We start from the raw sequence: 20,559 nt of genomic DNA, 5'->3' as shown, positions 1-20,559 counted from the left end.
GCGTAGGTGCCCGCCGATACCTGTTCTTCAGGCCCCCGACAGCGTCCCGTCCGACAGCGGACAGCTACCTTCCCCCACTCTCGGCTTCGCTCGAGTGGGAGGTGCCCCCATCGCGCGCTGATCAATTAGGTTGGGAGATGGCGGGGCCGGTACGAGATGAAGAAGGCTGATGTCCGAGATGAACGCAGAAGGCCGCAGCAGGCTCGATCAGATGCCTGAGTGGACCGCGCTGAGCAAGCACCGGGAGCAGCTGGCGCAGGTGCATCTGCGCGAGCTCTTCGAGCGGGACCCGGCGCGCGCCGAGCGCTACACCCTCCAGGTCGGTGATCTGCACCTGGACTACTCCAAGCACCTGGTCACCGACGAGACACTGGAGCTGCTGCGCGACCTGGCCGCGGCGACCGGTGTGGCGGAGCTGCGGGACGCGATGTTCCGCGGGGAGAAGATCAACGTCACCGAGCAGCGCTCCGTGCTGCACGTCGCGCTGCGCGCCCCCGCCTCCGAGGTCATCGAGAGCGACGGCGAGAACGTCGTCCCCGGAGTGCACCACGTCCTGACGAGGATGGGCACCTTCTGCGACCGGATCCGCTCCGGCGACTGGAAGGGCCACACCGGCAAGCGCATCAAGACCGTCGTCAACATCGGTATCGGCGGCTCGGACCTGGGTCCGGCGATGGCGTACGAGGCGCTGCGCGCCTTCACCCACCGGGACATGCAGTTCCGCTTCGTCTCCAATGTGGACGGCGCCGATCTGCACGAGGCGGTGCGCGATCTGGACCCGGCCGAGACGCTGTTCATCGTCGCCTCGAAGACCTTCACCACCATCGAGACGATCACCAACGCCACCTCGGCCCGCGACTGGCTGCTGACCGGTCTGGGCGCCGGGACCGAAGCCGTCGCCAAGCACTTCGTGGCGGTGTCGACCAACGCCGGGAAGGTCGCGGAGTTCGGCATCGACACGGACAACATGTTCGAGTTCTGGGACTGGGTCGGCGGCCGTTACTCCTACGACTCCGCCATCGGCCTGTCGCTGATGGTGGCGATCGGCCCGGAGCGCTTCCGCGAGATGCTGGCCGGCTTCCACCTCGTCGACGAGCACTTCCGCACCGCCCCGCCGCAGGAGAACGTCCCGCTGCTGCTGGGACTGCTCGGCATCTGGTACGGCAACTTCTGGGACGCCCAGTCGCATGCCGTGCTGCCCTACAGCCACTACTTCTCCAAGTTCACCGCCTACCTCCAGCAGCTGGACATGGAGTCCGACGGCAAGTCCGTCGACCGCGAGGGCAACCGGGTCGACTGGCAGACCGGCCCCGTCGTCTGGGGCACCCCCGGCACGAACGGCCAGCACGCGTACTACCAGTTGCTCCACCAGGGCACGAAGATGATCCCGGCCGACTTCATCGGCTTCGCCCGGCCGGTCGCCGATCTCCAGCCGGGCCTGGTCGCCCAGCACGACCTGCTGATGGCCAATCTGTTCGCCCAGGGCCAGGCGCTGGCGTTCGGCAAGACGCCCGACGAGGTGCGCGCCGAGGGCGTGGCCGAGGAACTGGTGCCGCACAAGACGTTCCCGGGCAACCGCCCCAACACCACCATCCTGGCCAAGGAGCTCAGCCCGTCCGTGCTGGGCCAGTTGGTCGCGCTCTACGAGCACAAGGTGTTCGTCCAGGGCGCGGTGTGGAACATCGACTCCTTCGACCAGTGGGGCGTGGAGCTGGGCAAGGTCCTCGCCAAGCGCGTCGAACCGGCGCTGACGGAGGGCGCCGAGGTGCCGGGCCTCGACGCCTCCACGTCCGGCCTGGTCGCCAAGTACCGGGAGCTGCGCGGGCGTTGATCCGCCGGATCGCCGCAGGTCGACCGTGGTGACGCCGAAGGCCCCGCACCCTGGAGGGTGCGGGGCCTTCGGCATGGCCCGGTGCGGCGGTCAGGCCGACGCCGGCGGGTAGAGGTCGCGCGGCAGCTGGGCCGCCGCCGCCTCGTCCAGCAGCCACAGGGTCCGGCTGCGGCCCCGTGCGCCGGCTGCCGGGGCCTGGACCTCTCCGGCGCCGGAGAGGGCCATGGCTGCGGCGTTGGCCTTGTCCTCGCCGGCCGCCAGCAGCCACACCTCCCGTGCCGCGCGGATCGCGGGCAGGGTCAGCGAGATGCGGGTGGGCGGCGGCTTCGGTGCGCCGTGCACCCCCACCACCGTCCGCTCCTGCTCGTAGACGGCAGGCAGCTCAGGGAAGAGCGAGGCGACATGGGTGTCCGGGCCGACCCCCACCAGCAGCACGTCGAAGGACGGCACCGGGCCGTGGTCCTCGGGGCCCGCGGCGGCGGCGAGTTCGGCCGCGTACGCCTCGGCGGCGGCGTCGGCGTCATTGCCGTACGGGCCGTCCGACGGGGGCATGGGGTGTACCCGGGACGGGTCCAGCGGGACGCTGTCCAGCAGCACCTCCCTGGCCTGGGTGTAGTTGCGCTCCGGATCGCCGTCCGGCAGGAACCGCTCGTCGCCCCACCACAGGTCGAGCCGCGACCAGTCCACCGCGTCCCGGGCGGGTGCCTCGGCGAGGGCCGCGAGCAGCCCGTTGCCGTTGCGCCCGCCCGTCAGGACCACGGAGGCGAAGCCGCGGGCGGCCTGCGCGTCCACGATCTTCGTGATCAGCCGGGCCGCCGCGGCCTTGGCCATCAGCTCCTTGTCGCGGTGGACGACCACCTGCGGAGCGCTCACTTGGCGGCCGCCTTCTTTGCGGCCTTCTTCGCCGCGGGCTTCTCCGGGGCGCTCTCGCCGGCCGCCGGCTCGCCGGCGCCCGGGTTCCCGCTCCTGCCGTCACCGATCCGGTCCACGCCGTACTTCAGCGACTGGGCGTAGATCTCGTCCGGGTCGAGCCGGCGCAGCTCCTCGGCGAGCAGCTCGGCGGTGTCCCGCCGCTTGAGCGCCACCGCGCGGTCCGGCTGGGCCGGCATCGAGAGCGTGGCCAGCGAACCGTCCGGGCGGTCCAGCACGATCGCGCCGTTGGCGGACTCCATCCGTGCGGCCGTCAGACCGGGGCCGTCGGAGACCTTGCGGGTGACCGGGATCTTCAGCCTGTCGGCCAGCCACATGGCGAGCAGCTCGCAGCTGGGGTTGAACTCCTCGCCGGTCACCTCGGCCGAGGTGACCTTGCACGGGGCCTGGTCGAGCGCCGCCGCCAGCATCGAGCGCCAGGGCGTGATGCGGGCCCAGGACAGGTCCGTGTCGCCCGGCGTGTAGGTGTCGGCGCGCGCGGACAGCTCCTGGATGGGCTGCTCGGCGGCGTAGGCGTCGGTGACCCGGCGCTGGGCCAGCGCGCCCAGCGGATCCTTGGCCGGGTCCAGCGGGGCGTTCACCGCCCACCAGACCACGACCGGGGCGTCCGGCAGCAGCAGCGGCAGCACCACCGACTGGGCGTGGTCGATCACATCGCCGTACAGCCGGAGTATGACCGTCTCGCCGGTGCCGGCTTCCGTGCCGAGCCGCACCTCGGCGTCGAGGCGGGCCTTGGCGCGGTCGCGCGGCGACCGGCTGACCCGCTTGATGACCACGAGCGTGCGCGAGGGGTGCTCACGGGACGCGTCGTTGGCCGCCCGCAGCGCGTCGTAGGCGTTCTCCTCGTCGGTGACGATGACGAGGGTGAGCACCATGCCGATGGCCGGGGTGCCGATGGCGCGGCGGCCCTGGACCAGTGCCTTGTTGATCTTGCTGGACGTGGTTTCCGTCAAATCGATCTTCATGGCCGACGCCAGCTCCGTCCGTCTCGTGCGAGCATTTCGTCCGCCTCGGTGGGGCCCCACGTGCCCGCCGGGTACTGCGCGGGCCTGCCGTGCTTGTCCCAGTACTCCTCGATCGGGTCGAGGATCCGCCAGGACTGCTCCACCTCCTCCACGCGCGGGAAGAGGTTGGCGTCGCCGAGCAGCACATCGAGGATCAGCCGCTCGTAGGCCTCGGGGCTGGACTCCGTGAAGGACTCGCCGTAGGCGAAGTCCATCGACACGTCCCGCACCTCCATCGAGGTGCCCGGCACCTTGGAGCCGAACCTGACGGTCACGCCCTCGTCCGGCTGCACCCGGATGACCAGGGCGTTCTGCCCCAGTTCCTCGGTGGCGGTGCGGTCGAAGGGGGAGTGCGGGGCGCGCTGGAAGATCACCGCGATCTCGGTGACGCGGCGGCCGAGGCGCTTGCCGGTACGCAGGTAGAACGGGACGCCCGCCCAGCGGCGGTTGTCGATCGACAGCTTGATCGCGGCATAGGTGTCGGTCTTCGACTTCGGGTCGATGCCGTCTTCCTGGAGGTAGCCGACGGCCTTCTCGCCGCCCTGCCAGCCCTCCGTGTACTGCGCGCGGACCGTCTCCCTGCCGGGATCCTTGGGCAGCCGGACCGCGCCCAGCACCTTGGTCTTCTCCGCGACCAGCGAATCCGCCTCGAAGGAGGAGGGCTCCTCCATCGTGGTCAGCGCCAGCAGCTGGAGGAGGTGGTTCTGGATGACGTCACGGGCGGCGCCGATGCCGTCGTAGTAGCCGGCCCGGCCGCCGATGCCGATGTCCTCGGCCATCGTGATCTGGACATGGTCGACGTAGCTGCGGTTCCACAGCGGCTCGAACATCGTGTTGGCGAAGCGCAGCGCCAGGATGTTCTGGACCGTCTCCTTGCCCAGGTAGTGGTCGATCCGGAAGACCTCGTGGGGCGGAAAGACCTCGTGGACGATCCGGTTGAGCTCCTTGGCGCTCTCCAGGTTGTGCCCGAACGGCTTCTCGATGACCGCGCGCCGCCAGGAGCCCTCCTTCTGGTCGGCCAGCCCGTGCTTCTTCAGCTGCTGGACGACCTGGGGGAAGAACTTCGGCGGTACGGACAGGTAGAAGGCGAAGTTGCCGTTGGTGCCCTGGGCCTTGTCGAGCTCGTTTATCGTCTCCTTGAGCGTCTCGAAGGCCTCGTCGTCGTCGAAGTTGCCCTGGACGAAGCGGCAGCCCTGGACGAGCTGCTGCCAGACCTCCTCGCGGAACGGCGTACGCGAGTGTTCCTTGACAGCCGTGTACACCTCCTGCGCGAAGTCCTCGTGTTCCCACTCCCGGCGGGCGAACCCGACGAGCGAGAAACCCGGCGGCAGCAGACCGCGGTTGGCCAGGTCGTAGACAGCAGGCATCAGCTTTTTACGGGACAAATCGCCCGTGACGCCAAAGATCACCAGGCCCGACGGCCCCGCGATACGCGGGAGCCGTCGGTCCAGGGCGTCACGAAGCGGGTTGGCTCCGTGTGCATCAGACAAGGGAGATCAGCCCTCCGAGGGAGCGAGGCGCGCGAGTTCCGCCTCCGTGGACTTGAGCAGGTCGTTCCAGGACGCCTCGAACTTCTCCACGCCCTCGTCCTCCAGGACCCGCACGACGTCGTCGTACGAGATCCCGAGCTTTCCGATCGCCTCCAGGTCGGCCCTGGCGGCGTCGTACGTGCCGCGCACGGTGTCACCGGTGATCGCGCCGTGGTCGGCGGTGGCCTCCAGGGTGGCCTCCGGCATGGTGTTGACCGTGCCCGGGGCGACCAGCTCGTCCACGTACAGCGTGTCCTTGAAGGCCGGGTCCTTGACACCGGTCGAGGCCCACAGCGGACGCTGCTTGTTGGCGCCGGCCTTGTCGAGGGCGGCCCAGCGGTCCGAGGAGAAGACCTCCTCGTACGCCTCGTAGGCCAGCCGGGCGTTGGCCAGCGCGGCCTTGCCCTTGAGGCCCTTGGCCTCGTCCGTGCCCAGCTTCTCCAGGCGCTTGTCGATCTCGGTGTCCACACGGGACACGAAGAACGACGCCACCGAACGGATCAGGGACAGGTCCAGGCCCGCGGCCTTGGCCTTCTCCAGGCCCGCCAGGTAGGCGTCCATGACCTCGCGGTAGCGCTCCAGCGAGAAGATCAGCGTGACATTGACGCTGATGCCGAGGCCGATGACCTCGGTGATCGCCGGGAGGCCCGCCTTGGTGGCCGGGATCTTGATCAGCGTGTTCGGGCGGTCCACCAGCCACGCCAGCTGCTTGGCCTCGGCGATGGTCGGGGTGGTGTGGTGCGCCAGGCGCGGGTCCACCTCGATCGAGACCCGGCCGTCCTGGCCGCCGGTGGCGTCGAAGACCGGACGCAGGATGTCGGCGGCGTCACGGACGTCCGCCGTCGTGATCATGCGGATGGCTTCCTCGACGGTGACCTTACGGGCGGCGAGGTCGGCGAGCTGCTGCTCGTAGCCGTCACCCGAGGAGATCGCCTTCTGGAAGATCGACGGGTTCGTCGTGACACCGACGACGTGCTGCTGGTCGATCAGCTCGGCGAGGTTGCCGGACGTGATGCGCTTGCGCGACAGGTCGTCCAGCCAGATCGCGACGCCTTCGTCGGAGAGGCGCTTGAGTGCGTCTGTCATGGGTTCTGCATCTCCTACTTGTCGTGTACGGGCGTCAGCGCGCGGCGGCTTCGATCGATTCCCGGGCGGCGGAGGCGACCGCGTCGGCGGTGAAGCCGAACTCGCGGAACAGCACCTTGGCGTCGGCCGAGGCACCGAAGTGCTCCAGGGACACGATGCGTCCGGCGTCACCGACGAAGCGGTGCCAGGTCAGACCGATGCCGGCTTCGACGGCGACACGGGCCTTGACGGACGGGGGGAGCACGCTGTCGCGGTAGGCCTGGTCCTGCTGCTCGAACCACTCGACGCACGGCATCGACACCACGCGGGTGGGGACGCCCTCGGCCTGAAGCTGCTCGCGCGCCTCGACGGCGAGCTGGAGCTCGGAACCGGTACCGATCAGCACGACCTGCGGCGTGGTGCTCTTGCCGTCGGCCCCTTCGGCGTCGAACCGGATGTAGCCGCCCTTGGCGGTGTCCTCGTCGGCCGGGTACGTCGGCACGCCCTGACGGGTCAGCGCGAGGCCGTGCGGGGCCCCCACGCCGTACTCCTTGGTCCAGCGCTTGAGGATCTCGCGCCAGGCGATGGCGGTCTCGTTGGCGTCGGCCGGACGCACGATGTTCAGGTTCGGGATGGCGCGCAGCGCGGCCAGGTGCTCGACCGGCTGGTGGGTCGGGCCGTCCTCGCCCAGGCCGATGGAGTCATGCGTCCACACGTACGTCACCGGCAGGTGCATCAGCGCGGACAGCCGGACGGCGTTGCGCATGTAGTCGGAGAACACCAGGAAGGTGCCGCCGTAGACACGGGTGTTGCCGTGCAGAGTGATGCCGTTCATCTCCGCGGCCATGGAGTGCTCACGGATACCGAAGTGGATCGTGCGGCCGTACGGGTTCGCGCCCGGCAGGGGGTTGCCCTCGGGCAGGAACGACGAGGTCTTGTCGATCGTGGTGTTGTTCGAGCCCGCCAGGTCGGCGGAGCCGCCCCACAGCTCGGGGATGACCGCACCGAGCGCGTGCAGTACCTTGCCGGACGCGGCGCGGGTGGCCACGGCCTTGCCGGTCTCGAACGACGGGAGGTGGTCCGCCCAGCCCTCGGGCAGCTCGCCCGCGGCGATCCGGTCGAACTCCGCGGCGTGCTCGGGCTGGGTCGTGCGCCAGTCGGCGAACCCCTTCTCCCACTCCTTCTTGAGGTCACGGCCGTGGTCGAGTGCCGCGCGGGTGTGCGCGAGCACCTCCTCGGGGACCTCGAAGGACTGCTCCGGGTCGAAGCCCAGGACACGCTTGGTGGCCGCGACCTCCTCGTCGCCCAGCGCCGAGCCGTGCGCGGCCTCGGTGTTCTGGGCGTTGGGGGCCGGCCAGGCGATGATCGAGCGCATCGCGATGAACGACGGGCGCCCGGTCTCGGCCTTCGCCGCCTCGATGGCGCGGAACAGCGCCTCGGGGTCCAGGTCGCCGTTCGCCTTCGGAGCCACCCGCTGCACGTGCCAGCCGTAGGCCTCGTAGCGCTTGCAGGTGTCCTCGGAGACCGCGGTCTCGGTGTCGCCCTCGATCGAGATGTGGTTGTCGTCCCACAGCATGATGAGGTTGCCGAGCTTCTGGTGGCCCGCGAGCGAGGACGCCTCGGCGGAGATGCCCTCCTGGAGGCAGCCGTCGCCGGCGATGGCGTAGATGGTGTGGTCGAAGGGCGAGCTGCCCTGGGGCGCGTCCGGGTCGAACAGACCGCGCTCGTAACGGGCGGCCATCGCCATGCCCACCGCGTTGGCGACACCCTGGCCCAGCGGGCCGGTGGTGGTCTCCACGCCGGTGGTGTGGCCGTACTCGGGGTGGCCCGGGGTCTTCGACTCCCAGGTGCGGAACGCCTTCAGGTCGTCCAGCTCCAGGCCGTAACCGGCGAGGTAGAGCTGGATGTAGAGGGTCAGGCTGGAGTGGCCCGCGGAGAGGACGAACCGGTCGCGGCCGGTCCAGTTCGCGTCCGCCGGGTCGTGCCGCATCAGCTTCTGGAAGAGAAGGTAGGCGGCCGGCGCCAGGCTCATGGCCGTACCGGGATGGCCGTTACCGACCTTCTGCACGGAATCCATGGCCAGGACACGGACGGTGTCCACTGCCCGCTGATCCAGTTCGGTCCACTCGAGATCTGTGGTGGTCGGCTTGGTGCTCACCCTGAGTCAGGGCTCCTCTCCACATGTCGAATGCCGCGGACGGTATGTCCGCCAGGCGGTGTCGAGCCTACCCCCGCAAGGGCGTGCGTCTTTTCGACGCTCAGTCGGCGATTTCGGCGCTCAGTCGGTGGGCGTAGGCCATGGCGTCTCGCCGCTTCGGGCGCTTACCTCAGGACTTGGGGCATTCCCGGTCCTGAGGTGAGGCCCTACGACCAGACTGCCGGGCGGCGGCCCCCTTCGCCTCCCGAACGCCGGGCGGATGCCAGGGGGAAGATGCCGTCACCACCCCACGGCCGGGCGCCCAACACGACCCCACCCCCGCGAAGATCGCCGTATGGCCAACGTCTAAAGTGGCGTGGTACGCGCAAGCCCTTCACCGGGTATTCACGGCCGGAAGGGCTTGCAGGCCTTATCTCTTCTGCGGCAAAGGCCGCCGATGTTACTTCCAGGGGTGTGCGTGACGGCCGTCGAATCCCGACCCGCGGGTGGGGGCACCGCCCACGCCGTCAAGGCTGTGGGGGAGTGCTCTCAAGTTCCCCGGAATCCCGGTGAGCGGCCGTTCGGGGCCCGCGTCAAGGCGTTCGTGGCGCTGACCAAGCCACGGGTCATCGAGCTGCTGCTGATGACCACCGTGCCGGTGATGTTCCTGGCGGCCAAGGGTGTACCTGACCTGTGGCTGGTGCTGGCGACCTGCATCGGCGGATATCTCTCCGCCGGTGGTGCCGCCGCCTTCAACATGTACATCGACCGTGACATCGATGCGCTGATGGACCGTACGTCCCAGCGGCCCCTGATCACCGGCATGGTGAGCCCCCGCGAATGCCTGGTCTTCGCGACCGCCCTCGCGGTCGGCTCCACGGCCTGGTTCTGGGTCCTCGTCAACCCGCTGTCGGCCATGCTGTCGCTCGGTGCGCTGTTTTTCTACGTCGTCGTTTACACGATGATCCTCAAGCGGCGGACCAGCCAGAACATCGTCTGGGGCGGTATCGCGGGCTGTATGCCGGTCTTCATCGGCTGGTCCGCGGTGACGAATTCGGTGTCCTGGGCCGCGCTGGTCCTCTTCCTCGTCATCTTCTTCTGGACGCCGCCGCACTACTGGCCGCTGTCGATGAAGGTCAAGGACGACTATGCGCGCGTCGGTGTGCCGATGCTGCCGGCCGTCGTGGGCAACAAGGCCGTCGCGCGGCAGATCGTCGCCTACAGCTGGGTGATGGTGGCCGTGTCGCTGCTGCTCCAGCCGCTGGGCTACACGGGCTGGTTCTACACCGTCGTCGCGGTCGCCTGCGGCGTCTTCTGGCTCAAGGAGGCGCACGGTCTCCAGGCCCGCGCCAAGGCCGGGATCACGGGCGCCAAGCTCAAGGAGATGCGGCTGTTCCACTGGTCCATCACCTATGTGTCGCTGCTGTTCGTCGCCGTCGCCGTGGATCCCTTCCTTCACTGATTACCGATGGGTAGCATGCTGTTCATGGCAGACACCCAGCAGGCAGACGAGCAGACGGAGACGGCGGCCGGGGCGCGCACCGACAAGCGGGCCGGCAAGCGCGCGGACAAGCTCGCCAAGCAGATCCGTGCCTTCGCCGCCACCCACGGCGGCAGCGCCGAAGGCCAGCTCGCACACATCGGCCGCGGCCGCACCCGGATCGCGCTCGTCGGGGCCGACGGCGAGTGGGGCAACCTCGTCGCGGACACCTTCGGCTCCGCCAAGGACGCCGCCGACAAGGCCGGCATCACGCTCCACGACGACTTCGACGGCGACTTCGCCGCCAAGGTCCGTACCGGCCGCTACGAGTGGTCCCGGATGGCGGGCATCCAGGTGGGCGGCCCGGCCAACAGCTGACGGGGTGCCGGGCGCCGTGCGCCGGGGCGTACGCCGGAAGCGGAGCCCGCTACCTCACCACCTCCTCGCCCGTTAAGCCCACCAGGCGCGGCGCTCCGGCCGCGCTCGGCGGGTTCTCGGCGAGGAGGGGCGGATGGACGGACTTCCACCGCTCATCGATCAGTACAGCCATGGTGCGGTGCATGGCGAGCTCGGCCTCGGCTCCTTCGAGACCCACCTCGCGGCCGCGGTCGGCGCACACGGCCCGGCCCCCGTCGGCACCAGCTACTTCGACAGCTTCACCGGCCTGGCGATACGCCGCTGGTGCCCCCCGCTGCTGGGCCTGGACCCGCACTGCCCGCCCGCCCGCTACCTGGCCCGCCGGCGCGAGGTCGGCGCTTACCGGGCCGGACGTCTGCTGCTGCGCGGCTCCGGCATCGGCACGTTCCTGCTGGAGGCCGGCACCCCCAGCGAGCTGACCTCGGCCACCGAACTCGCCACCGCCGCCGAGGCCGAGGCCCATGAGGTCGTACGGCTCGAACCGCTCGCGGAGCAGGTCGCCGACACTTCCGGCAGCGTCGACTCCTTCCTCGGCTACACCGCCGAGGCCCTGTACGCCGCGGCCCAGCACACCACCGCCTTCGCCTCCGGCGCCACCTACTGCGACGGGCACGCCCCCGAGGCCGGCGAGGTACGGCGCGCCGCGGACCGCTGGCTGCGCGGCCGCCGGCCCGGCGAGCGGCTGGGCGAGCCCGCGCTCGTACGGCATCTGCTGTGGAGCGCGGTGGCGACCGGTCTTCCGGTGCAGCTGCACTGCCCCGACCCGGGGCCGCTGGCGGGCTTTCTGCGTGCCACGACCGGTATCGGCTCGGCTCTCGTGCTGCTGCCGCGGGCGCCGCACCACCGGCGGGCGGCACAGCTCGCCGCGGTGCACACCCATGTGTACGCGGACGCCGGGCCCTGCCCGGAGGAGACGCTCGGTCAGGCGCCGTTCGGCAAGCTGCTGTTCTCCTCGGGCGCCCGCGGGCTGCCCGAGCTGTATGTGACCGGCGCCCGGTGCTTTCTGCGGGCCATGGGCCGCCTCGTACGGGAGTGGACCGACGAGGGGCTGTGCGGCACCGAGGACGGGCGGCGGATCACCGAGATGGTCGGGTCGGGGACCGCGCGCCGGGTCTACCGGCTGAGCGCGGAGGCCGGCTGAGGTGCGGCGGCCTCCTGCTCGCCGGCGGGAACGGACCCGCTGGGGTCCTCCTCCTGGAGCGGACCGCGGTCGCGCAGCGACAGACCGACCCGCAGCACACAGATCCACACCAGGGCCGAACCCAGCATGTGGAGCCCGATGACGATCTCGGGCAGACCCATGAAGTACTGGACGTAGCCGATGACGCCCTGGAGCGCGATACAGGCGAACAGCTCCAGGAGCGTCCGGCGCGGGGCGGCCGGCGCCTTGACGGCGCGCAGCGTGAACCACAGGGCGACGGACAGGCCGACGACGATGTAGACGAAGTCGACGTGCAGCTGGGTGATCTCCTGCCAGTCCAGCGGGATGCGGTGGACCTTCTTGGCGTCGCCCGCGTGCGGGCCGGTGCCCGTGACGACCGTGCCGATGACGGTGAGCGCGCCGGTCGCGGCCACCAGCAGCCGGGCCAGCTGCCGCGCCGGACGGGGGACCAGATCGCGCGGTTCCTCGTCGCCCTCGCTCGCCCGCTTCCAGCTCAGTACCGCGACCGTGAGCAGCGCCGTGGCCGCCAGGAAGTGCGAGCTGACGATGTACGGGTTCAGGCCGGTGAGGACCGTGACGCCGCCGATGACGGCGTTGCTCATGACGAGCCAGAACTGCGCCCAGCCGAGCCGGGTGAGCGAGCGGCGCCGGGGGTGACGGGCGCGGGCGGCGATGATGAACAGGCCGACCACCGCGCACAGGACGTACGTGAGCATGCGGTTGCCGAACTCGATGAGCCCGTTGATGCCCATCGCGGCGGTCGGAGTCAGGCTGTCCGGCGTGCACTTGGGCCAGGTCGAGCAGCCCAGCCCGGACTGGCTGAGCCGGACCGCGCCACCCGTGACGACGATGATCACGGCCATGACGACGGTGGCCAGCGCGGCCCGGCGCACAAAGGCCGCGGACGGCTGCCAGCGGCGGGCGATCAGCTCAAGGGGATTCAGCGTGTTCGGCACGGGAGCCATCGTAGGCGGCGCCTTGTGCAAACTTTCACGAGGGGTGCGTAACCCACCGGACCCGCTCGGAACCACTCCGCATCACGGCCGTCCGGCGGCTCACTCCCAGCGGAAGAAGCGGGCCGCCGTGCCCAGACCCAGCACCGACCAGCCGGCCAGGATGCCCAGGTCCCGCCAGGGGATGCCGGCGCCGTGCTGGAGGACGTCGCGCAGCCCGTCGGACAGCGCCGCGATCGGCAGCAGCCCGAGGACGCTCTGGGCGGCCTCCGGGAACTTCTCCAGCGGGACGATCACGCCGCCGCCGACCAGCAGCAGCAGGAACACCAGGTTGGCCGCCGCGAGGGTGGCCTCGGCCTTGAGGGTGCCGGCCATCAGCAGGCCCAGGCCCGAGAAGGCGGCGGTGCCCAGCAGGAGCAGCAGCACCACGGAGAGCGGGTTGCCGTGCGGGGACCAGCCCAGCGCCAGGGCCACGGCCGTCAGCAGCGCGACCTGGAGGACCTCGGTGACCAGCACCGCGCAGGTCTTGGCGGTCATCAGCCCCCAGCGCGGCAGCGGTGAGACGGCGAGCCGCTTGAGCACCCCGTAGCGCCGCTCGAAGCCGGTCGCGATGGCCTGGCCGGTGAACGCGGTCGACAGCACGGCGAGCGCCAGGATGCCGGGCGCCAGGAAGTCGACGGAGCGGCCCGCACCGCCCGCCGTATCGGTGGGCACCGCGACGATGTCGACGGCGGAGAACAGCACCAGCAGCAGCGTCGGGATGATGACGGTCAGCAGCAGCTGCTCGCCGTTGCGCAGCAGCATCCTGGTCTCCAGGGCCGCCTGTGCGCGGATCATCCGGGGCAGCGGGGCCGCACCGGGCCGCGGGGTGAACGTGCCGGTGACGCCACCGGCCTCGGTCGTGGTCATGCGCGCAGCTCCTTGCCGGTGAGCTCCAAGAAGACGTCCTCCAGGGTGTGGCGTTCGACGGCTATCGCGTCGGGCATCACGCCGTTCTGGGCGCACCAGGAGGCGACGGTGGCCAGCAGCTGCGGGTTGACCTTGCCGTGCACGCGGTAGACGCCGGCGGCAGGTTCCGTGGCGGCGCTGTCGGCGGGCAGCGCCTTGAGGAGCGAGGCGATGTCGAGGCCGGGGCGGCCGGTGAAGCGCAGGCTGTTCTCCGCGCCGCCGCGGCACAGCTCGTCCGGGGTGCCCTGGGCGATCACCCGGCCGCCGTCGATGATCGCGACGTGGTCGGCGAGCTGCTCGGCCTCGTCCATGAAGTGGGTGGTCAGTACGGTGCTGACGCCGTCGGCGCGCAGTTCCCGTACGAGGTCCCAGGTGGCGTGCCGGGCCTGCGGGTCGAGGCCGGCCGTCGGCTCGTCGAGGAAGACCAGTTCGGGGCGGCCGACCACGGCCATCGCCAGCGCGAGGCGCTGCTGCTGGCCGCCGGACAGCCGCCGGTAGGGCGTCCGGCCGCAGCTGCCCAGGCCGAGCCGCTCGATGAGCAGGCCGACGTCGAGGGGGTGGGCGTGAAGGGTGGCGGTGTGCCGCAGCATCTCCTCCGCCTTGGCGCCCGCGTAGACGCCGCCGGACTGGAGCATCACGCCGATCCGCGGCCGCAGCGCCGCGGCGTCGGCGACCGGGTCCAGGCCCAGGACCCGGACCCGGCCGGCGTCCGGGCGGCGGTAGCCCTCGCAGATTTCGACGGTGGTGGTCTTGCCGGCGCCGTTGGGGCCGAGCACGGCGGTCACCGCGCCGCGTGCGACGGTCAGGTCGAGGCCGTCCACGGCGGTCTTGGTCCCGTATCGCTTGACCAGGCCGTCGACCTCGACGGCAGGCTCTCGTCCGGGGGTCCGGGGGGCGCCCCCCGGGGAGGTGCTGCGCATGGCGGGCAGTCTACGGAGAGTGGCGGGGAGTACTTCAACGGGGGCGCAGCTGCTTTTCCGCGCCCGGGTACGCAATCCGGCGGTGTGCGGCCCTACCAATTTCGCCGCCCCTCGCGCCCCGGTGCGCCCCCACCCGGCGGGACCGTCCCGTCGCAGGTCGGCAGGGCTTCCAGGGGCTCGGAAGGTACTTGAAATTAGGGCAGCCTAAGTGATAGAGGCCACCCGTCCGTGATCCGGACGAGGCTTGTATCGCTTTGGCGAATTACGCAACAATGGCGTTGTGAAATACGCGAGCGAGGATCAGGAAGGGCCCGAGGTCGAACAGACCGCCGGGCCGGCCGCCTCCGCGCACGAGCAGACCGAGCGGCGCGGGACGGGCGCCGCGCCTGCCCCGGCGCCGCACGACGAACAGCAGGGCACCCGCAACAGGGTCGCCCGCTCCATTCTCGACCACGGTCCGTCCACCGCCGCCGAGCTGGCCCTGAGGCTGGAACTGACCCAGGCGGCCGTCCGCCGGCATCTGGACGCGCTGGCCGCCGAGGGCGTCGTCGAGCCCCGCGAGAAGCGGGTCTACGGCGCGCGGGGCCGCGGCCGCCCGGCCAAGGCCTTCGCCCTCACCGACTGCGGGCGCGACGCCTTCGACCAGGCCTACGACCAGCTCGCCTCCGACGCGCTGCGCTGGATCGCGCAGAGCGCGGGCGGCGGCGAGAAGGGCGAGGCCGCCGTCGCCGCGTTCGCCCGCGCACGGCTCGCCGTCCAGGCCGAGGGCTACCGCAAGGCGGTCGAGTCCGCCGATCCCGAGGCCCGTACCGAGGCCCTGGCGAAGGCGTTGACCGCCGACGGGTACGCTGCTACGGCGCGCAGCGCCCCCAATCCCCAGCTCGGTGAACAGCTCTGCCAGCACCACTGCCCGGTTGCCCATGTCGCCGAGCAGTACCCGCAGCTGTGCGAGGCGGAGACCGAGGTCTTCTCCCGATTGCTCGGGACCCACGTACAGCGACTTGCCACCATCGCCCACGGCGACGGAGTGTGCACGACCTTCATCCCGAAGGCCGGTGCCGGCAAGGCCGCTCACAGCACCGCACGCACCACCAAGACCACCACAGCATCTGCAAGCACGGCCGGGAGGAACCCCGCATGACGCTCCCTACGGAGACTGCTCACCCTGAGCTCGAGGGCCTGGGCAAGTACGAATACGGCTGGGCCGACTCCGACGTGGCCGGCGCCTCGGCCAAGCGCGGTCTTTCCGAGGCCGTCGTCCGCGACATCTCGGCGAAGAAGAGTGAGCCGGAGTGGATGCTCAAGCTCCGCCTCAAGGGTCTGAAGCTGTTCGGCAAGAAGCCCATGCCGAACTGGGGCTCGGACCTGTCGGGCATCGACTTCGACAACATCAAGTACTTCGTCCGCTCCACCGAGCAGCAGGCCGCCTCCTGGGAGGACCTGCCCGAGGACATCAAGAACACCTACGACAAGCTCGGCATCCCCGAGGCGGAGAAGCAGCGCCTGGTCGCCGGTGTCGCCGCGCAGTACGAGTCCGAGGTCGTCTACCACCAGATCCGTGAGGACCTGGAGGAGCAGGGCGTCCTGTTCCTGGACACCGACACCGCGCTCAAGGAGCACCCGGAGCTCTTCCAGGAGTACTTCGGCACGGTCATCCCGGTCGGCGACAACAAGTTCGCGTCGCTGAACACCGCGGTGTGGTCCGGCGGCTCGTTCATCTACGTCCCCAAGGGTGTCCACGTGGACATCCCGCTCCAGGCCTACTTCCGGATCAACACGGAGAACATGGGCCAGTTCGAGCGGACGCTGATCATCGTCGACGAGGACGCCTACGTCCACTACGTCGAGGGCTGCACGGCGCCGATCTACAAGTCGGACTCGCTGCACTCCGCGGTCGTCGAGATCATCGTGAAGAAGGGCGGCCGCTGCCGCTACACGACCATCCAGAACTGGTCGAACAACGTCTACAACCTGGTCACCAAGCGCGCCGTCGCCTACGAGGGCGCGACCATGGAGTGGGTCGACGGCAACCTCGGCTCCAAGGTGACCATGAAGTACCCGGCGGTCTACCTGATGGGCGAGCACGCCAAGGGCGAGACCCTGTCCATCGCCTTCGCGGGCGAGGGCCAGCACCAGGACGCCGGCTCCAAGATGGTCCACATGGCGCCGAACACCTCCTCCAACATCGTCTCCAAGTCGGTGGCACGAGGCGGCGGCCGCACCTCCTACCGAGGCCTCGTCGAGATCGGCGAGGGCGCCGCGGGCTCCAAGTCCAACGTGCTGTGTGACGCCCTGCTGGTGGACACCATCTCCCGCTCGGACACCTACCCCTACGTCGACGTCCGCGAGGACGACGTCTCCATGGGTCACGAGGCGACCGTCTCGAAGGTCAGCGAGGACCAGCTCTTCTACCTGATGGCACGCGGCCTGACGGAGTTCGAGGCCATGGCGATGATCGTGCGCGGCTTCGTCGAGCCGATCGCGCGTGAGCTGCCGATGGAGTACGCGCTGGAGCTCAACCGGCTGATCGAGCTGCAAATGGAAGGTTCGGTCGGCTGACGCCCGGCCCCCAGCAGCGACTGACTCTCTGATTGCAGAAAGCGAGCACTACGACAGCCATGGCTGAGGCTCAGAACATCCCGGCGGGTTCCACGACCACCGGCTCCATCGCGGTGGCCGCGGAGTCCACCGTCGCCACCCGGATGAGCGCCCCGCCGTCCTACGACGTGGCGGACTTCCCGGTGCCGCACGGCCGCGAGGAGGAGTGGCGCTTCACGCCCCTCGCGCGCCTGCGGGGCCTGCACGACGGCACCGCCGTCGCCGGTGGTGCCGACCTGAAGATCGACATCACCGCGCCCGAGGGCGTCACCCACGAGCTGGTCGACCGCGACGACGCCCGCGTCGGCAAGGCCGGCAAGCCCGTGGACCGGGTCGCCGCCCAGGCGTACAGCTCCTTCGAGAAGGCCTCGGTGGTCTCGGTCCCCAAGGAGACCGTGCTCACCGAGCCGATCCGGATCGCCGTCCACGGCGACGGCGGCACGGCCTTCGGCCACCAGGTCATCGAGCTGGGTGCCTTCGCCGAGGCGGTCGTCGTCATCGACCACACCGGTGACGCGGTGCTCGCCGCCAACGTCGACTACCTCCTCGGTGACGGCGCCAAGCTGACCGTCGTCTCCGTCCAGGACTGGGACGACCAGGCCGTGCACGTCGGGCAGCACAACGCCCTCGTCGGCCGGGACGCGAGCTTCAAGTCCGTGGTGGTCACCTTCGGCGGCGACCTCGTCCGGCTGCACCCGCGCATCACGTACGCGGGACCCGGCGGCGAGGCCGAGCTCTACGGTCTGTACTTCACCGAAGAGGGCCAGCACCAGGAGCACCGCCTCATGGTCGACCACGAGGCCTCCAACTGCCGCTCCCACGTCACGTACAAGGGCGCGCTCCAGGGCCAGGACGCGCACGCGGTCTGGATCGGCGATGTCCTCATCCAGGCGTCCGCGACCGGCACGGACACCTACGAGCTCAACCGCAACCTCGTCCTCACCGACGGCGCGCGGGTCGACTCGGTCCCCAACCTCGAGATCGAGACCGGCGAGATCGTCGGCGCCGGCCACGCCTCGGCCACCGGCCGCTTCGACGACGAGCAGCTGTTCTACCTGATGGCCCGCGGCATCCCGGCCGACGAGGCCCGCCGACTGGTCGTCCGCGGCTTCTTCGCCGAGCTGGTCCAGCAGATCGGTCTCCCGGACGTCGAAGAGCGTCTGATGAGCAAGATCGAGGCCGAGCTGGAAGCGTCCGCGGCATGACGTACGTACGCGCAGCGGCGCTCAGCGAGCTGGAAGAGAACACCCCCAAGCGGGTGGAGCTCGACGGCACGCCCGTCTCGCTGGTCCGCACCGAGGGCGAGGTGTTCGCGATCAACGACATCTGCTCGCACGCGAACGTCTCCCTCTCGGAGGGCGAGGTCGAGGACTGCTCGATCGAGTGCTGGCTGCACGGTTCCAGCTTCGACCTGCGCACCGGCAAGCCGAGCGGCCTTCCCGCGACGCGCCCCGTCCCCGTATACCCCGTAAAGATCGAAGGGGACGACGTGCTCGTCTCCGTCACCCAGGAGTCCTGAGTTCCCCATGGCAACGCTTGAGATCCACGACCTGCACGTCTCCGTCGAGGCCGAGAACGGCCCGCGCGAGATCCTGAAGGGCGTCGACCTGACTGTGAAGCAGGGCGAGACGCACGCCATCATGGGCCCCAACGGCTCCGGCAAGTCGACCCTCGCCTACTCGCTCGCGGGTCACCCCAAGTACACGATCACCGGCGGCACCGTCACCCTCGACGGCGAGGACGTCCTGGAGATGTCCGTCGACGAGCGCGCCCGGGCCGGCGTCTTCCTCGCCATGCAGTACCCGGTCGAGGTGCCCGGCGTCTCGGTCTCCAACTTCCTGCGCACCTCCGCGACCGCGATCCGCGGCGAGGCCCCCAAGCTGCGGCTGTGGGTCAAGGAGGTCAAGGAGGCCATGGAGCGTCTCTCCATGGACCCGGCGTTCGCCGAGCGCAACGTCAACGAGGGCTTCTCCGGCGGTGAGAAGAAGCGCCACGAGATCCTCCAGCTGGAGCTGCTCAAGCCGGCCATCGCGATCCTCGACGAGACCGACTCCGGCCTGGACGTCGACGCGCTGCGCACCGTCTCCGAGGGCGTCAACCGCGTCCGCGAGACCGGTGAGGTCGGCACCCTGCTGATCACCCACTACACGCGCATCCTGCGCTACATCAAGCCCGACCAGGTGCACGTCTTCGCGAACGGCCGGATCGCCGAGTCCGGCGGCGCCGAGCTCGCCGACAAGCTCGAGGCCGAGGGCTACGAGGAGTACACGAAGGGTGGCGCAACCGCGTGACACAGATGCCGGGCCTCCTCGACACAGAGGCGATCCGTAAGGACTTCCCCCTCCTGGATCGCGTGGTCCACGACGGGAAGAAGATCGTTTACCTGGACAACGCGGCGACTTCGCAGAAGCCCCGCCAGGTGCTCGACGCGCTGAACGAGTACTACGAGCAGCACAACGCCAACGTCCACCGTGGCGTGCATGTGCTCGCCGAGGAGGCCACGGCGCTGTACGAAGGCGCCCGCGACAAGGTGGCCGCCTTCATCAACGCGCCGAGCCGCGACGAGGTGATCTTCACCAAGAACGCCTCGGAGTCGCTCAACCTCGTGGCCAACATGCTCGGCTGGGCCGATGAGCCCTACCGCGTGGACCGCGAGACCGAGATCGTCATCACGGAGATGGAGCACCACTCCAACATCGTCCCGTGGCAGCTGCTCTCGCAGCGCACCGGCGCGAAGCTGAAGTGGTTCGGCATCACCGACGACGGCCGGCTCGACCTGTCCAACATCGACGAGGTCATCACGGAGCAGACGAAGATCGTCTCCTTCACGCTGGTCTCGAACATCATGGGCACCATCAACCCGGTCGAGACGATCATCCGCCGCGCCCAGGAGGTCGGCGCGCTGGTCTGCATCGACGCCTCGCAGGCCGCCCCGCACATGGTGCTGGACGTGCAGGCGCTCCAGGCCGACTTCGTGGCCTTCACCGGCCACAAGATGTGCGGCCCGACCGGCATCGGTGTGCTGTGGGGCCGCCAGGAGCTGCTGGAGGACCTCCCGCCGTTCCTCGGTGGCGGCGAGATGATCGAGACCGTCTCGATGCACTCCTCGACCTATGCGCCCGCGCCGCACAAGTTCGAAGCCGGTACGCCCCCGATCGCCCAGGCCGTCGGCCTCGGCGCGGCCGTGGACTACCTCGCCTCGATCGGCATGGACAACATCGCCGCGCATGAGCACGCGATCACCGAGTACGCCGTCAAGCGGCTGCTGGAGGTCCCCGACCTGCGCATCATCGGCCCGAGCACGGCCGAGGACCGCGGGGCGACGCTCTCCTTCACGCTCGGCGACATCCATCCGCACGACGTCGGCCAGGTGCTGGACGAGCAGGGCATCGCGGTCCGCGTGGGTCACCACTGCGCACGGCCGGTCTGCCTGCGCTACGGAATTCCTGCGACCACGCGAGCGTCGTTCTATCTGTACTCCACCCCCGCCGAGGTCGACACCTTGGTCGAGGGCCTGGAGCACGTCCGCAACTTCTTCGGTTAAACAGACACAGCCGGTTACCAAGCACAGCGGATGAGGACGAG

The 20,559-nt window shown here is 69.9% G+C and carries 18 protein-coding genes; 10 read left to right on the top strand and 8 right to left on the bottom strand.

The genetic code is table 11. The features are described from left to right. Positions 1-178: 178 nt before the first annotated feature. Complete coding sequence (gene pgi / locus M8I34_RS31445) at positions 179-1,831, top strand: glucose-6-phosphate isomerase (protein ID WP_250055258.1); 1,653 nt, start codon at positions 179-181, stop codon at positions 1,829-1,831. A 90-nt stretch (positions 1,832-1,921) separates the two neighbouring features. Here pgi and pgl read toward each other — a convergent pair whose 3' ends face one another. From pgl to tkt, 5 genes are read right to left on the bottom strand one after another with little or no spacing between them, the layout of a single operon-like run. Beyond that, a complete protein-coding gene (gene pgl, locus M8I34_RS31440; RefSeq protein ID WP_250055231.1) occupies positions 1,922-2,704 on the bottom strand; it encodes a 6-phosphogluconolactonase in 783 nt (260 codons plus the stop codon). Continuing rightward, positions 2,701-3,726 (bottom strand): glucose-6-phosphate dehydrogenase assembly protein OpcA, encoded by a 1,026-nt coding sequence (gene opcA, locus M8I34_RS31435; RefSeq protein WP_250055229.1) that lies wholly within the window; start codon positions 3,724-3,726, stop codon positions 2,701-2,703. The genes pgl and opcA overlap by 4 nt, the downstream gene beginning before the upstream one ends. After that, entirely contained in the window at positions 3,723-5,255 is a 1,533-nt protein-coding gene (gene zwf / locus M8I34_RS31430; protein ID WP_030988523.1) for a glucose-6-phosphate dehydrogenase, read from the bottom strand. The genes opcA and zwf overlap by 4 nt, the downstream gene beginning before the upstream one ends. A 6-nt stretch (positions 5,256-5,261) precedes the next feature. Next, positions 5,262-6,380 (bottom strand): transaldolase, encoded by a 1,119-nt coding sequence (gene tal, locus M8I34_RS31425; RefSeq protein ID WP_250055227.1) that lies wholly within the window; start codon positions 6,378-6,380, stop codon positions 5,262-5,264. 34 nt (positions 6,381-6,414) lie between these two features. After that, positions 6,415-8,517, bottom strand: a complete 2,103-nt coding sequence (gene tkt, locus M8I34_RS31420) for a transketolase (protein ID WP_250055225.1) — start codon at positions 8,515-8,517, stop codon at positions 6,415-6,417. A 457-nt stretch (positions 8,518-8,974) separates the two neighbouring features. Between tkt and M8I34_RS31415 the strand changes: the two genes are divergently transcribed. The 3 genes from M8I34_RS31415 (at position 8,975) to M8I34_RS31405 (ending at position 11,534) form a co-directional block, all read left to right on the top strand. Continuing rightward, complete coding sequence (locus tag M8I34_RS31415) at positions 8,975-9,958, top strand: heme o synthase (protein ID WP_374211013.1); 984 nt, start codon at positions 8,975-8,977, stop codon at positions 9,956-9,958. A gap of 15 nt (positions 9,959-9,973) precedes the next feature. Further along, on the top strand, positions 9,974-10,354 hold the full coding sequence (locus tag M8I34_RS31410; RefSeq protein ID WP_030988515.1) for a hypothetical protein: 381 nt from the start codon (positions 9,974-9,976) through the stop codon (positions 10,352-10,354). Between the two features lie 133 nt (positions 10,355-10,487). Beyond that, on the top strand, positions 10,488-11,534 hold the full coding sequence (locus M8I34_RS31405) for an amidohydrolase (protein WP_250055221.1): 1,047 nt from the start codon (positions 10,488-10,490) through the stop codon (positions 11,532-11,534). Here M8I34_RS31405 and M8I34_RS31400 read toward each other — a convergent pair. The 3 genes from M8I34_RS31400 to M8I34_RS31390 form a co-directional block, all read right to left on the bottom strand. Then, positions 11,507-12,511: a COX15/CtaA family protein gene (locus M8I34_RS31400; RefSeq protein WP_250055219.1), complete on the bottom strand. Its 1,005-nt coding sequence runs from the start codon at positions 12,509-12,511 to the stop codon at positions 11,507-11,509. The genes M8I34_RS31405 and M8I34_RS31400 overlap by 28 nt on opposite strands. Before the next feature lie 99 nt (positions 12,512-12,610). Next, positions 12,611-13,417, bottom strand: coding sequence for an ABC transporter permease (locus M8I34_RS31395; RefSeq protein WP_250055217.1), 807 nt, complete (start codon positions 13,415-13,417; stop codon positions 12,611-12,613). Continuing rightward, positions 13,414-14,376 carry an ABC transporter ATP-binding protein gene (locus tag M8I34_RS31390; protein WP_250055215.1) on the bottom strand — a complete coding sequence of 321 codons (963 nt, stop codon included), beginning with the start codon at positions 14,374-14,376 and terminating at the stop codon, positions 13,414-13,416. Before M8I34_RS31390 ends, M8I34_RS31395 begins: the two co-directional genes overlap by 4 nt. Before the next feature lie 280 nt (positions 14,377-14,656). Here M8I34_RS31390 and M8I34_RS31385 point away from each other — a divergent pair, with 280 nt between their 5' ends. From M8I34_RS31385 to M8I34_RS31360, 6 genes are read left to right on the top strand one after another with little or no spacing between them, the layout of a single operon-like run. Continuing rightward, positions 14,657-15,517 carry a metalloregulator ArsR/SmtB family transcription factor gene (locus M8I34_RS31385; RefSeq protein WP_250055213.1) on the top strand — a complete coding sequence of 287 codons (861 nt, stop codon included), beginning with the start codon at positions 14,657-14,659 and terminating at the stop codon, positions 15,515-15,517. Continuing rightward, positions 15,514-16,935 carry a Fe-S cluster assembly protein SufB gene (sufB, locus tag M8I34_RS31380; RefSeq protein WP_250055211.1) on the top strand — a complete coding sequence of 474 codons (1,422 nt, stop codon included), beginning with the start codon at positions 15,514-15,516 and terminating at the stop codon, positions 16,933-16,935. Before M8I34_RS31385 ends, sufB begins: the two co-directional genes overlap by 4 nt. A gap of 59 nt (positions 16,936-16,994) precedes the next feature. Continuing rightward, complete coding sequence (sufD, locus tag M8I34_RS31375; protein WP_250055209.1) at positions 16,995-18,179, top strand: Fe-S cluster assembly protein SufD; 1,185 nt, start codon at positions 16,995-16,997, stop codon at positions 18,177-18,179. Next, on the top strand, positions 18,176-18,493 hold the full coding sequence (locus M8I34_RS31370) for a non-heme iron oxygenase ferredoxin subunit (protein WP_250055207.1): 318 nt from the start codon (positions 18,176-18,178) through the stop codon (positions 18,491-18,493). The genes sufD and M8I34_RS31370 overlap by 4 nt, the downstream gene beginning before the upstream one ends. A 7-nt stretch (positions 18,494-18,500) precedes the next feature. Next, a complete protein-coding gene (sufC, locus tag M8I34_RS31365; protein WP_250055205.1) occupies positions 18,501-19,265 on the top strand; it encodes a Fe-S cluster assembly ATPase SufC in 765 nt (254 codons plus the stop codon). Next, a complete protein-coding gene (locus M8I34_RS31360; RefSeq protein ID WP_030988496.1) occupies positions 19,262-20,518 on the top strand; it encodes a cysteine desulfurase in 1,257 nt (418 codons plus the stop codon). The genes sufC and M8I34_RS31360 overlap by 4 nt, the downstream gene beginning before the upstream one ends. Positions 20,519-20,559 lie beyond the last annotated feature (41 nt).

The sequence above is a fragment of the Streptomyces sp. MCA2 genome (assembly GCF_023544705.1).
GTDB lineage: Bacteria > Actinomycetota > Actinomycetes > Streptomycetales > Streptomycetaceae > Streptomyces > Streptomyces decoyicus.
The sequence above is the reverse complement of the archived record's forward strand: the minus strand, read 5'-3'. Positions and strand labels throughout refer to the sequence as shown.

Excerpts from the sequence above, each read along its gene's own strand:
- pgi (WP_250055258.1), top strand. The coding sequence starts at position 179 with ATGAACGCAGAAGGCCGCAGCAGGCTCGATCAGATGCCTGAGTGGACC.
- opcA (WP_250055229.1), bottom strand. The coding sequence starts at position 3,726 with ATGAAGATCGATTTGACGGAAACCACGTCCAGCAAGATCAACAAGGCA.
- tal (WP_250055227.1), bottom strand. The coding sequence starts at position 6,380 with ATGACAGACGCACTCAAGCGCCTCTCCGACGAAGGCGTCGCGATCTGG.
- M8I34_RS31410 (WP_030988515.1), top strand. The coding sequence starts at position 9,974 with ATGCTGTTCATGGCAGACACCCAGCAGGCAGACGAGCAGACGGAGACG.
- M8I34_RS31405 (WP_250055221.1), top strand. The coding sequence starts at position 10,488 with ATGGACGGACTTCCACCGCTCATCGATCAGTACAGCCATGGTGCGGTG.
- M8I34_RS31395 (WP_250055217.1), bottom strand. The coding sequence starts at position 13,417 with ATGACCACGACCGAGGCCGGTGGCGTCACCGGCACGTTCACCCCGCGG.
- M8I34_RS31390 (WP_250055215.1), bottom strand. The coding sequence starts at position 14,376 with ATGCGCAGCACCTCCCCGGGGGGCGCCCCCCGGACCCCCGGACGAGAG.
- sufB (WP_250055211.1), top strand. The coding sequence starts at position 15,514 with ATGACGCTCCCTACGGAGACTGCTCACCCTGAGCTCGAGGGCCTGGGC.
- sufD (WP_250055209.1), top strand. The coding sequence starts at position 16,995 with ATGGCTGAGGCTCAGAACATCCCGGCGGGTTCCACGACCACCGGCTCC.
- M8I34_RS31370 (WP_250055207.1), top strand. The coding sequence starts at position 18,176 with ATGACGTACGTACGCGCAGCGGCGCTCAGCGAGCTGGAAGAGAACACC.
- sufC (WP_250055205.1), top strand. The coding sequence starts at position 18,501 with ATGGCAACGCTTGAGATCCACGACCTGCACGTCTCCGTCGAGGCCGAG.